We start from the raw sequence: 12,662 nt of genomic DNA, 5'->3' as shown, positions 1-12,662 counted from the left end.
GTTCCACCCCAGGGCCCTTGACGGATCGCGCCGACCGTGCAGGGGGATGCGGTGGGCCCCGTGGGGCTCGAACCCACGACCCGCGGATTAAAAGTCCGATGCTCTACCGACTGAGCTAGAGGCCCGCGATTCCAGCCTAACGGTGTCGTGGCGCAGAGATCACCCAACCCTTAACGACGCGACCGCCGGTGCCAACCTCGCTCGGCACCGGCGGTCACGCCGCCCCATTCACCCGGTCGCACCCCAGATACGGCCGGGAGCATCAGATCACTGAGCCGGCGGCGTCAGGACCGAGTCGATCAGGTAGACCGTGGCGTTGGCGGTGACGACGCCACCGCAGATCACGCTCGCCTGGTTGACCATGAGCTCGTCACCCGAGCCGGTCACCTCGAGATCAGCGCCCTGGACCGTGGTCTGGGTGCCGACGACCTCGTCGGGCGACAGCTGGCCGGGGACCACGTGGTAGGTGAGGATCGAGGTCAGGCCGGCGGTGTCGGTCTGCAGCGACTCGAGGGTTGCCGGGTCGAGCGCAGCGAACGCGTCGTTGACCGGTGCGAACACCGTGAACTCGTCGCCGTTCAGCGTGTCGACGAGGTCGACCTCGGGGTTGAGCTGGCCGCTGACAGCCTGCACGAGGGTGCTCAGCAGCGGGTTGTTGGATGCCGCCACTGCGACGGGCTCGGTCGACATGCCCTCGATCGAGCCGGCGCCGTCGGGCACCTGCTCGGCGTAGGCCTCGCAGCCGGGGCCGACGAGGTTGGCGGCCGGGTCCATGGCCATGTCCTCTTCCATTGCGGGGGACGAAGCCTCTGTCGACGGCTCCATCGAGGGCTCCATGGTGTCTTCCGCGGTGCCGGCGCCGGACGAACAGGCGCTCAGAGCGAGCGTCGCAGCGAAGGCGAGGGAAAGACCGGCGGTGAGACGAGTCTTGCGTGACATTGCGTTCCTCCTGATAGTCGAAGCGGCACGGGCCGCATCCCTGGTGCAGGGACCCCACTGGGTTCAGCGGGTACAACGGGTCGTTCGGAACCCCTCCCGGATCGGATGGGATGAACGCGACGTCGTGTTCTGGCAAACCGCTGGATGCTCCGCAACGAACAGGTGTCGACCGAGCGCCGGAATCGGGATTCCGAGGGGAGTACGGCATGCTGTTGGATGTGGTGATCGACGGAGCGGACGTGCGCGAGGATGAACCGCACGCCGACCACGTCGGCGATCTCCTCCAGCAGGTCGCTCAGGGCGATGCCGACGCCTTCACGCAGCTGTATGACATGCTCTCGCCGCGGGTGTTCGGTCTGATCCTGCGCGTGCTCGTCGACCGGTCTCAGAGCGAAGAGGTGCTGCAGGAGGTCTTCCTCGAAGTCTGGCAATCCGCTTCCCGCTTCGTCCCGAACAAGGGTCAGGGCAGAACGTGGGTGCTGACGATTGCACATCGCCGCGCGGTCGATCGGGTCCGGTCGTCGCAGTCGAGTTCGGATCGCGACATCCGCGTGGGCTATCGCGACCTCGGGGTCGCCCACGACACGGTTTCCGAGCACGTGGAGCTGCGCCTGGAAGCAGAGAAAGTCAATCGAGCGCTCGAAACCCTGCCGAATGCGCAGCGGGAGGCACTGACCCTCGCGTATTTCGGTGGTTACAGTCAGAGCGAAATCGCGGCACTCGTGGGAGCGCCGCTCGGAACGATCAAGACCAGGATGCGGGACGGTCTCTCGCGACTGCGCGTGGAGATGGGGGTGACAACGTGAACGAACAGGAATTCGCCGAGCTCGCGGCCGGCTTCGCGCTCGACGCGCTGGCTCCTGACGATGCGCGGGCGTTCGAGAAGGCGCGGAGCGCACATCCCGAGTGGGCTCACCACGTCGACGACGCTCTCGCGTCCGCTGCGCTCCTCGCCGACCTGGCGCCTGCCGTCGCCCCGCCGCCTTCCGTGCGCGACCTGCTCATGAGGCAGATCTCCGGCGGCGCCGACAGCGTGACCGAGATCTCCTCGGCCACCGGCCTCCTGGCGGCGGTGCAGAACATCCCCGATCCTGAGACCTCGGATGCTACCGAGTCCGCCTCCCCGCGCACGGACGTCGACGACGCCCACCCAGCCACGACGGGAGCGGTCGCCGTCATCCGGCGCCGATGGACACGCGGTCTGCTCGCCCTGGCGGCCAGCTTCGTCCTCCTCGTCGCGCTCGGGTTCGGCGCCGCGTCGGTGAACGAGTATCTCAACAGGACTCCCGCCCAGGTGGCGCTCGCGGCCATCGAGGGCGCACCCGACGCGGCGTCGGTGACCGCGGAGGCCGCCGACGGCGGTGTCGTGACCGCCCGCTGGTCGCCCTCGCTCGAGCAGGCGGTCGTCGTCACCGACGGCCTGCCGCAGCTCACCGATGACCAGGTCTTCGAACTCTGGGTCCTCCGGGGCGATGACGTGACCTCTGCGGGAACCTTCGAGCCGGCATCCGGAGGCGAGGCCGTCGCCCTGCTGGAGGCGAGCTTCGAACAGGGCGACACCATCGCGATGTCCATCGAGCCGGAGGGCGGTTCGCCGACGGGCCTGCCCACCTCCGACCCCCTGATCGCGATCGCCACCGACGCCTGAGACCGGCCCTCCGTCAGGAGACGGGGGTAGCGTGGTGCGGGTGAGTGACGGATCGAGGGAATTCCACAAGCCGGTGCGCCGCCCCGCGGAGTTGTTCGATCGCGTGTTCGCGTCGCGCGATCCCGCCGAAGTCTCCCGGGTGGCCCACTCCACCGCGCAGGCGCTGCTGACTCGCGTGCGTTCGGAACCCACGGCTGAGATCGTGGATCGCCTCGTGGCATTCACCGATCACCACGGGATCGACGACATCGCCGAGCTGTGGTCCCACGCCCCCGCGAAAAGTCTGCCCGGCGCGCTCTGGCGCCTGTACCTCCTGCAGCTCATGATCCATGACGACCCGCGCACCGCCGCTCTGCTGTACGAGCGGGGGCGGGTGGAGCTCGCCTCGGCCGACGAGGTCATCGCCGGCGCTCCGACTCCTGCCGGGCCGGACGAGCTCGTCGAACTCGTGGACACGCTTCTGCGCGGTCTCTTCCAGGGGGACTTCGCCGTCGCGCTCGAACGGGCTGCGGCCTTCTGCCGTGTGCAGGCGTCGGGAGCGAGCCATCTCGCGGATGACTACGAGAAAACCGAACCCGACCGAGCCGCTGCGCTGACGACCCGGGCCCTGCGTCTCACCGACTACGCGGCCGATCTCTCCGCCTGCGCGGGCCTGTGGCGCCGCGACGCGCTCACCTGAGTGGCAGAGAAGTGCCGGGCCGCAGAACGCCTCTCGGCGCATGGCCGCTCGAAGCGGCAGAAGATGGAGCCCGGGGTTACTGCGGCCCGGCTAGAAGAGTCTAACCGACCTCACGCGCGGGCTATTCCCTCCACCTCCGTTCCCTGACCTAGGCTCGAGTGATGACCCGGCGCCACGCCCTGCTGATCGACCCCGTCGCATCAGATGACGACCGCAGCGACTTCGCCGACACCCTCTCCGCTGTCGATCCGGCAGGACCGGTCCTGAGCCTCGGCGAGCTGAGCGCGCAGCGCGGCGACGGTGTCTTCGAATCCATCGGGGTCGTCGACGGGCATCCGCAGGAGGTCACCGCGCACCTGGAGCGCCTCGCGCATTCCGCACGTCTCTGCGATCTGCCGGCTCCGCATCCCGGTCAGTGGCGCGCGGCGGTGGCCGAGATCGCGTCGCGATGCGAGGCGGGGGAGTACGTCATCAAGCTCCTCCTGAGCCGGGGCGTCGATCATGGACCCGCACCCACGGCCTGGGTCACGGCGTCACCCGCGCCGGACTTCTCGCGGATCCGCCGCGAGGGCGTGCGGGTGGTGACCCTCGACCGGGGTGTCGACAGTGGCGCCTCGGCCCGCGCACCCTGGCTGCTCCTGGGAGCCAAGACCCTGTCGTACGCAGTCAACATGGCGGCGATACGTGAAGCGAACCGCCGAGGCGCCGATGACGCCGTCTTCGTGTCGTCCGACGGCGTCGTCCTCGAGGCCCCGACGGCGTCGGTCATCCTCCGATTCGGCGACCGCTTCGTCACCCCCGAACCGGCAGCCGGCATCCTCCACGGCACGACGCAGCTGAGCCTCTTCAGGTACCTCGCCGGACGAGGCTTCGACGTCGGGTACGACACCATCTCGGTCGATCAGCTCCGACGCGCGGAAAGCGGATGGCTGGTCTCCAGCATTCGGCTCGCGGCACCGATCGTCGGGGTGGACGACCGCGAGATCGCCATGGACGCCGCCCTGACCGCATCCATCACCGAATACCTGCTCTCGCCGCGCGAGTGAGAGTACCCTCGCCGCGCGAGTGAGAGTACTCTCGCCGCGCGACCGAATTCTCGCCGCGCGACGGTACTCTCGCCGCGCGACGGGCCGAGCCCCCCAGCAGGGCGCGCCGCGCGGCGGAGGTCTGAGGGGCTTACCCGAAGCGACCCGAGACGTAGTCCTCGGTGGCCTGCACCGAGGGCGTCGTGAAGATGGAGGTGGTGTCGTCGTACTCGATGAGCTTGCCGGGCTTGCCGGTGCCGGCGATGTTGAAGAACGCCGTCTTGTCCGACACACGCGATGCCTGCTGCATGTTGTGCGTGACGATGACGACGGTGTACTCGTTCTTCAGCTCGGCGATGAGCTCCTCAATCGCGTAGGTGGAGATCGGGTCGAGGGCCGAGCAGGGCTCGTCCATCAGCAGCACCTGCGGGGACACGGCGATCGCGCGCGCGATGCACAGACGCTGCTGCTGACCGCCCGAGAGGCTGGAACCGGGGCGATCGAGGCGGTCCTTGACCTCGTTCCAGAGGTTGGCGCCCTTCAGCGACTTCTCGACGAGGCCGTCGGCGTCGGACTTCGACAGCCGCTTGTTGTTCAGCTTCACCCCGGCGAGCACGTTGTCGCGGATCGACATCGTGGGGAAGGGGTTCGGGCGCTGGAAGACCATGCCGATCTGGCGGCGGACCAGCACTGGGTCGACGTTCGAGCCGTACAGGTTGTCGCCGTCGAGCAGCACGTCGCCTTCGACCCGGGCGCCGGGGATGACCTCGTGCATGCGGTTCAGGGTGCGAAGGAACGTCGACTTGCCGCAGCCGGACGGGCCGATGAACGCAGTGACGCTGCGCGGCTCGATGTTGAGGGAGACGCCCTCGACGGCGAGGAAGTCGCCGTAGTAGACGTTCAGGTCGTTGACTTCGATGCTCTTGGACACGATTCCTCTGATTCGGGTGGAGAAGGGGTCAGCGGCCCTTGGCGGGTGCGTAGAAGCTCGCGATGACGCGGGCGACGATGTTGAGGGCCATGACGATCAGGATGAGGACGAGAGCGGCGGCCCACGCGCGGTCGATGTACGCCTCGGCAGGGATGCCTTGGTTCATGTACTGCGTGTACGTGAACACGGGAAGGGTCATCATGCGGCCCTCGAACAGGTTGTAGTTCATGCTCGTAGTGAACCCCGCCGTGATGAGCAGCGGGGCCGTCTCGCCGATGACGCGGGCGATGGAGAGCATGATGCCGGTGACGATGCCGCCGATCGCCGTGGGGAGGACGACCTTGGCGATGGTCAGCCATTTCGGCACGCCGAGGGCGAGGGAGGCCTCGCGCAACTCGTTCGGGACGAGGCGGAGCATCTCCTCGCAGGAGCGGACGACGACCGGAATCATGAGCACCGAGAGGGCGATGGCGCCCATGATGCCGAGACGGATGCCCTGTCCGAAGAAGATCGCGAACAGGGCGTACGCGAACAGTCCCGCCACGATCGAGGGGATGCCGGTCATGACGTCGACGAGGAAGGTGATTCCTCGCGCCAGACGCTTGCCCTCTCCGTATTCGACGAGGTAGATCGCCGTGAAGACCCCGATGGGAATGGAGATGATGGCCGCGGCACCGGTGATCAGAAGCGTACCGACGATCGCGTGGAGCGCACCGCCTCCCTCACCGACGACGTTGCGCATCGACGAGCTGAAGAACTCCGCCGAGATCCCGGCGACACCGCTGACCACCGCGGTGAACGCCAGCGACACGAGGGGCACCATCGCGATCGCGAACGCGGTCGTGACGACGCCCGTGACGAGGCGGTCGACGGCCTTCCGGCGCCCCTCGACGACGCTCGACACGACGGTGATGAGGACAAGGTAGGCCAGTGCTGCGACGACCGCGAATCCCGCGATGTTGAAGCTTCCCTCGGGTGCGAGGGCGAGGATGCCGAAGAAGATCAGGCTGAGCAGGATGCTGGCGCCGAGGATGCCCCACGGGGCCCACTTCGGCAGGCGCCCCGTCGTGATGCGCTGGTCGGGGATAACCTGCCGTGCCGAGGGGGACTCGGACTCGGACTCGGTGGGAGGAGCGGAGGTGATGGCCATGTCAGTTCGCTCCCGAGAATTCCTTGCGCCGGCTGACGATCCAGCGGGCGAGTGCGTTGACGGCGAAGGTGACGATGAAGAGGATCAGGCCGGTGGCGATGAGGACGTTCACGTTGACGCCGTAGGCCTCGGGGAAGGTGAGGGCGATGTTCGCGGGGATCGTGCTCGGGTTCACCGAGGTGAACAGCTCGAACGTGATCACACCGGTGGCGGAGAGGACCAGGGCCACCGCCATCGTCTCACCGAGCGCGCGCCCGAGTCCGAGCATCGAGGCCGAGACGATGCCGGAGCGACCGAACGGGAAGACGGCCATGCGCACCATCTCCCAGCGGGTCGCGCCCAGGGCGAGCGCGGCCTCCTCGTGGAGGACCGGGGTCTGCAAGAAGATCTCGCGGCAGATGGCGGTGATGATCGGGGTCACCATGACCGCCAGCACCATCGCGGCGGTGAAGATCGTACGGCCGGTGCCCGAGACGGGGCCGGCGAAGAGCGGGAACCAGCCGGCGTTGTCGACGAGCCAGCTGTAGACCGGCTGGACGGCGGGCGCCAGCACCAGGATGCCCCAGAGACCGAAGACGACCGAGGGAACCGCGGCGAGCAGGTCGACGATGTAGCCGAGCGTCTGAGCCAGGCGCCGAGGTGCGTAGTGCGAGATGAACAACGCGACGGACACCGAGAGGGGGACGGCCATCAGGAGGGCCAGGAGAGAGGCCCAGAGCGTGCCGAAGGCGAGGGGCCAGACGTAATTCCAGAAGGTGGAGGTGAGGACGGAGGCGTTCTCGCTCGTGGCCGTGATGCCCGGGATCGACTGGACGATGAGGAAGATCGCGACCGCGGCGAGGGTCACGAGGATCATCGAGCCGGCGAAGAGTGCTGTTCCCGAGAACCAGCGGTCGCCGGGCCGCTGCTTCGGCTTCGCGCGGCTGTCAGCCGCCGGAGGAGCCAGAGTGGTCATCTCATCCTGTTCTCGGTTGTGCGGTCGTTTTCTCTCGCGAGGAGAGAAGCGGTGTCCGGCCCGCCGAAGCGGGCCGGACACCATGGTGTCACTCGGTGACGATCAGGTCGATCGCGGCCTGCATGTTCTCACGCTGGGTGTCCGAGATCGGGGCGGAGCCGGCCGCGGCGGCCGCCTCGTCCTGGCCCTCGGGGCTGATGACGTACTCGAGGAAGCCCTTCACCAGCGGCGCCTGGGCAGCGTCGGTGTACTCCTCGCACGCGATCATGTAGCTGACCAGAACGATCGGGTAAGCGGCCTCGTCAGGGGTGCGGTCCAGGGCGATCGCGAGGTCGCCGTCGGTGCGGCCGTCCTCGCGGGGCGAGGCGTCGACGATGGCGGCAGCAGCCTCGGGCGAGAAGGCGACGAACTCCTCGCCGACCTGGACGGCCACCTGGCCGAAGCCCTCGGCGCGCGACGCGTCAGCGTAGCCGATCGTTCCCACGCCACCCTCGACGGCGGCGACGACACCCGAGGTGCCCTGCGCGCCCTCACCGGACTCGAGCGGCCACACGCCGTCGGGCTCGTAGGTCCACACGTCGGGCGCGGCCTGGTAGAGGTAGTCGGTGAAGTTCTCGGTGGTACCCGAGTCGTCGGCGCGGTGGACGGGAGTGATCACCTGGTCGGGGAGTTCGACGCCCTCGTTCAGCGCGGCGATGGCCGGGTCGTTCCAGTTGGTGATGGTGCCCGCGAAGATGCCCGCGATGGTCGCGGCATCCATGTTCAGCTCCTCGACGCCCTCGAGGTTGAAGATGACGGCGATCGGCGAGATGTAGGAGGGGAGCTCGATGATGCCGGTGCCCTCGACGCAGCCGTCGAAGGGGCCCTCGGCGATCTCGTCGGCGGTGAATGCGCGGTCGGAGCCGGCGAAGGCGACCGCGCCGGCCTGGAACGAGTCGCGCCCGGCGCCGGAGCCCGAGGGGTCGTAGTTGACCGTCACGTCGGGGTTCGCGCCCTGGAAGCCGGCCGACCACGCCTGAACAGCGACCTCCTGCGACGAGGCGCCGGAGCCGACGAGGTTGCCCGAGAGGCTCGACTCGGCAGGTGCGTCGGAGCTGTCGCCACCGGAGGTGGTGCCCTCGTTGGCGGCGCAGGCGGTGAGCGTGAGCGCCGCGACAGCCGCGACGGCGCCCAACTGGGCAATGCGAGAGATCTTCACTGTGTGAATCCTTCGGGTTCGGGGTGATGGATGCCCGGTGCAGGGTCCGCAGGGCACGCTAAGCATCGACTCTTAAGAGAGTGCGCTGGGACGGTGAACGGCAGGTGAACGGGCCGCACCCGGAAACGGCCGGTCGCGTTACCTTCTCTCGCTACGATCCGAGGCATGCCCGACCCCGAACCGGATGCGAATCCGCCCCGACAGGCGGCCGGCGGTCACCAGCCCGAGCTCGACCGTGCCGGCGTCGCGGCGCCGCCGCGGACCCTCTGGGACATCGTCCGCGAGACCGCCGCACGGCACCCCGAGGCCTCGGCGCTGGATGACGGCTCGACCGCGCTCAGCTACCGCGAGACGGTGCGCGCGGCCGGCCGCCTCGCGCTCCGTCTGCAGGAGGCAGGGGTGACGCGCGGCGATCGCATCGGGGTTCGGATCGCGTCGGGTTCCCAGGACCTGTATCTGGCGATCCTCGGGATCCTCGCCGCCGGCGCCGCGTACGTGCCGGTCGACGCCGACGACCCGGACGAGCGGGCGCGGCTGGTCTTCGGCGAGGCGCAGGTCGCGGGGATCCTCACCGATGGTCTCGTCTTCGTCGCGGGTGGCGCCGCAGCATCCACATCCGCTCCCGACGAGGCGCGCGCCCCCTCCGTGCCGACCGACACCGCCACCCTCGCCGCGCTCACGCCCCCCACTCCCGACGACGACGCGTGGATCATCTTCACCTCCGGATCGACGGGCGTGCCGAAGGGCGTCGCCGTCACACACCGGTCGGCTGCCGCCTTCGTCGACGCCGAGGCGCGACTGTTCCTGCAGGACGCGCCGCTCGGCCCCGCCGACCGCGTGCTGGCAGGACTGTCCGTGGCTTTCGACGCCTCCTGCGAGGAGATGTGGCTCGCGTGGCGACACGGTGCGTGCCTGGTTCCCGCGCCGCGGGCGCTCGTGCGGTCGGGTGAGGATCTCGCGCCCTGGCTCATCCGGCAGGGGATCACCGTGGTCTCGACCGTCCCCACTCTCGCGGCGATGTGGCCGCAGGATGCGCTGGAAAGCGTGCGTCTGCTGATCTTCGGCGGCGAGGCCTGCCCGCCCGAGCTCGCTGCGCGGCTGTCGGTGGAGGGTCGCGAGGTGTGGAACACCTACGGCCCCACCGAGGCGACCGTCGTCGCGTGCGCTGCGCCGCTCGGAGGTCCCGGACCGGTGCGTATCGGTCTGCCCCTGGACGGCTGGGCGCTCGCGGTCGTGGACGCCGATGGCATGCGGGTTGCGCCGGGCGAGATCGGCGAGCTCATCATCGGGGGTGTCGGCCTCGCCCGCTATCTCGACCCGGCCAAGGACGCCGAGAAGTACGCTCCCTTTCCGCAGTTGGAGTGGGAGCGGGCGTATCGGTCGGGCGACCTCGTGCGATACGACCCCGAGGGCCTGGTGTTCGTCGGTCGCGCCGACGACCAGGTGAAGGTGGGCGGCAGGCGCATCGAGCTCGGAGAGGTGGAGGCGGCGCTGCAGGACATCCCCGGCGTCGCCGCCGCTGCAGCGGCCGTGCGCACCAGCGACGCCGGCGTCCCCCTCCTCGTCGGCTACCTCGTCGCCCCCGCGGATCTGGATCGGGGAGCAGCGCGCGCCTTCCTCGCCGAGCGCCTTCCCGCCGCGCTCGTGCCGCTCCTCGCCGTCGTCGACGACCTCCCGGTGCGCACCTCGGGCAAGGTCGACCGCGCCGCGCTGCCCTGGCCGCTTCCCGGGGTAGAGCTGGATGTGAGCGACCTGTCGCCCGATGAGGTGTGGCTGGCCGCCCAGTGGCAGGCGGTGCTCGGGATGCCGGTGGCCGACCGGGAGGCGGACTTCTTCGACCTGGGCGGCGGGTCGCTCGCTGCGGCTCAGCTGGTGTCGAGGCTGCGAGCCCGGGTGCCCGAGTTCTCCGTCGCCGACATCTACGATGTGCCGCGGCTCGGCGCGATGGCGAAGGCCGTCGGGGCCGTCGCCGAGGATGCCCGCACCGACTTCCGCCGCCCGTTGCCGACCCCGCGCCGCACGCAGTGGGCCCAGACGCTCCTGGCGGCGCCGCTGTTCGTGCTGAGCGGCATCCGATGGCTGCTGTACCTCCTCACCGCCGCGGCGCTCCTGCAGCAGGTGCCGGGCTTCGAGGTCCTCCCGACCGCGCCGTGGCCCGTGCTCCTCGGGGGTCTGGTGATCTTCGCCACACCGTTCGGTCGCATGGCGATCGCCGCGACGGCGGCCCGGCTTCTGCTCTCGGGCGTGAAGCCCGGGGACTATCCCCGCGGGGGTGGCGTGCACCTGCGCCTCTGGCTCGCCGAGCAGATCGCCGACCAGGTCGACGCTGTCGGGCTCGCCGGTGCGCCCTGGGTGGTCTACTACGCCCGGGCGCTCGGGGCCAAGGTGGGCCGAGGCGTCGATCTGCACACCCTCCCGCCCATCACCGGCCTGCTCGAGGTCGGCGACGGCGCGGCGATCGAGCCGGAGGTGGACCTCAGCGGCACATGGATCGACGGCGACGTCGTGCGCATCGGCCGGGTGCGCATCGGGGCCGATGCCACGGTGGGCACGCGATCGACGCTTGCGCCCGGAACGCGCATCGGTCAGCGCGCGGAGATCGCGCCCGGATCGGCGGTGTTCGGGCGTGTCAAGGCCGACCAATCGTGGGCCGGGTCTCCCGCCGTCCGGGTGGGGGAGGTCGCCTCGGGGTGGCCGGCCGAACGCGCACCCGCGCCGCATCGATGGCTCTGGGCCTATGCCGCGTCATCCGTTCTGCTCGCCCTCCTCCCGGTCGTCGCCTTCGCCGTCGGAGGACTCGTCGTGGCCGCAGGGATCCGGGGGGCGGATGACCTCGGCGCCGCCCTCCTGGGCGCGCTCGCCCTGCTCGTTCCGGGAGTCCTCGTCGCCGGTGTCGTCTTCGCCGCCGCCGTGGTCGTCGCCGTGCGCCTGCTGTCCTCGGGCCTTCGCGAGGGCACCTTCCCGGTGCGAAGCGCGAACGGATGGCGCGCCTGGACCATCGAGCGGCTGCTGGATTCTGCGCGCACGATCCTCTTCCCGCTCTACTCGAGCCTGTTCACCCCGGTCTGGCTGCGGCTTCTCGGCGCCGAGGTCGGAAAGGATGTCGAGGCGTCGACCGTGCTGCTCCTGCCGTCGATGACCCGCATCGAAGACGGGGCTTTCCTCGCCGACGACACGATGGTGGCCTCCTACGAGCTTCGGCGCGGCTGGGTGCGGATCGGCGCGGTGCGCATCGGCAAGCGCGCGTTCCTGGGCAACTCCGGAATGGCCGCGCCCGGACACCGTGTGCCCCGCGACGGCCTCGTCGCGGTGCTGTCCTCCGCGCCGCGAAAGGCGAAGGCCGGCTCGTCGTGGCTCGGCTCGCCCGCGGTGCGCCTGCGACGGGTCACCGCCGACGGAGACGACGCGCGCACCTACCACCCGCCGACCCGGCTCCGCGTCGCGCGGACGCTGTGGGAACTGTGCCGCTTCCTGCCCGTCGTCGTCACCTGCGGTATCGGCCTGGGCGTCCTGTTCGTCCTCGCGGCCCTGTGGGAGGCGGCCCCGATCGCGGCCCTGCTGCTCTCGGGCGTCGTGCTCCTCTCCGCCGGAGCAGTGGCGGCGATCGTGACCACCGCGGCGAAGTGGCTCATCGTGGGGCCCATCCGCGCGGGCGAGTTTCCGCTGTGGTCGAGCTTCGTCTGGCGCACCGAGGTGTCGGACACGTTCACCGAGATGGTCGCCGCACCCTGGTTCGCCCGAGCAGCCGCCGGCACCCCGGCTCTGGCCGTGTGGCTGCGCACCCTCGGAGCCCGCATCGGCCGGGGAGTGTGGTGCGAGAGCTACTGGCTCCCCGAACCCGACCTCGTCACCCTCGGCGACGGCAGCACGGTCAATCGCGGGTGCGTCGTGCAGACACACCTGTTCCATGATCGAATCATGAGTATGGACACCGTCACCCTGGAACCCGGAGCCACGCTCGGACCGCACAGCGTCATCCTTCCCGGCGCGGTCATCGGCTCGCACGCGACGGTGGGCCCGGCGTCGCTGGTGATGCGCGGCGAGGCGGTGCCCGTCGGGTCACGCTGGAGCGGCAACCCGATCGGCCCGTGGCGCGCGGTGAAGGTGCGCGCCTATCAGTCGACCTCGTGACGTCCT

At 69.8% G+C, this 12,662-nt stretch carries 10 protein-coding genes and 1 tRNA gene; 5 read left to right on the top strand and 6 right to left on the bottom strand.

Translation table 11 applies throughout. The annotated features are described in order from the left end of the window. Positions 1–52: 52 nt before the first annotated feature. Both QSU92_RS03140 and QSU92_RS03135 read right to left on the bottom strand, forming a co-directional pair. Positions 53–125: transfer RNA gene (locus QSU92_RS03140), tRNA-Lys, on the bottom strand. Positions 126–267: 142 nt separating this feature from the next. Then, positions 268–939 (bottom strand): fasciclin domain-containing protein, encoded by a 672-nt coding sequence (locus tag QSU92_RS03135; protein WP_124293827.1) that lies wholly within the window; start codon positions 937–939, stop codon positions 268–270. Between the two features lie 206 nt (positions 940–1,145). Between QSU92_RS03135 and sigK the strand changes: the two genes are divergently transcribed. From sigK to QSU92_RS03115, 4 genes are all read left to right on the top strand, one after another. After that, positions 1,146–1,745, top strand: coding sequence for an ECF RNA polymerase sigma factor SigK (gene sigK, locus QSU92_RS03130; RefSeq protein WP_289264749.1), 600 nt, complete (start codon positions 1,146–1,148; stop codon positions 1,743–1,745). Continuing rightward, positions 1,742–2,587, top strand: coding sequence for an anti-sigma factor (locus QSU92_RS03125; RefSeq protein WP_289264748.1), 846 nt, complete (start codon positions 1,742–1,744; stop codon positions 2,585–2,587). Before sigK ends, QSU92_RS03125 begins: the two co-directional genes overlap by 4 nt. Positions 2,588–2,627: 40 nt before the next feature. Next, positions 2,628–3,266, top strand: a complete 639-nt coding sequence (locus QSU92_RS03120) for a DNA-directed RNA polymerase subunit beta (RefSeq protein ID WP_289264747.1) — start codon at positions 2,628–2,630, stop codon at positions 3,264–3,266. A gap of 161 nt (positions 3,267–3,427) precedes the next feature. Further along, positions 3,428–4,312 (top strand): aminotransferase class IV, encoded by an 885-nt coding sequence (locus tag QSU92_RS03115; RefSeq protein WP_289264745.1) that lies wholly within the window; start codon positions 3,428–3,430, stop codon positions 4,310–4,312. A gap of 130 nt (positions 4,313–4,442) precedes the next feature. Here QSU92_RS03115 and pstB read toward each other — a convergent pair whose 3' ends face one another. The 4 genes from pstB to pstS form a co-directional block, all read right to left on the bottom strand. Continuing rightward, on the bottom strand, positions 4,443–5,222 hold the full coding sequence (pstB, locus tag QSU92_RS03110; RefSeq protein ID WP_289264744.1) for a phosphate ABC transporter ATP-binding protein PstB: 780 nt from the start codon (positions 5,220–5,222) through the stop codon (positions 4,443–4,445). A 28-nt stretch (positions 5,223–5,250) separates the two neighbouring features. After that, positions 5,251–6,372: a phosphate ABC transporter permease PstA gene (gene pstA, locus QSU92_RS03105; RefSeq protein WP_289264743.1), complete on the bottom strand. Its 1,122-nt coding sequence runs from the start codon at positions 6,370–6,372 to the stop codon at positions 5,251–5,253. Between the two features lies 1 nt (position 6,373). Further along, a complete protein-coding gene (pstC, locus tag QSU92_RS03100; protein ID WP_289264742.1) occupies positions 6,374–7,327 on the bottom strand; it encodes a phosphate ABC transporter permease subunit PstC in 954 nt (317 codons plus the stop codon). A gap of 88 nt (positions 7,328–7,415) precedes the next feature. Then, positions 7,416–8,525 carry a phosphate ABC transporter substrate-binding protein PstS gene (pstS, locus tag QSU92_RS03095; protein WP_289264741.1) on the bottom strand — a complete coding sequence of 370 codons (1,110 nt, stop codon included), beginning with the start codon at positions 8,523–8,525 and terminating at the stop codon, positions 7,416–7,418. A gap of 165 nt (positions 8,526–8,690) precedes the next feature. Between pstS and QSU92_RS03090 the strand changes: the two genes are divergently transcribed. Beyond that, entirely contained in the window at positions 8,691–12,656 is a 3,966-nt protein-coding gene (locus QSU92_RS03090; RefSeq protein WP_289264740.1) for a Pls/PosA family non-ribosomal peptide synthetase, read from the top strand. Positions 12,657–12,662: the final 6 nt, after the last annotated feature.

Source organism: Microbacterium sp. ET2 (assembly GCF_030347395.1).
Lineage (GTDB): Bacteria > Actinomycetota > Actinomycetes > Actinomycetales > Microbacteriaceae > Microbacterium > Microbacterium albipurpureum.
This window is presented reverse-complemented; position numbering and strand designations above follow the sequence as displayed.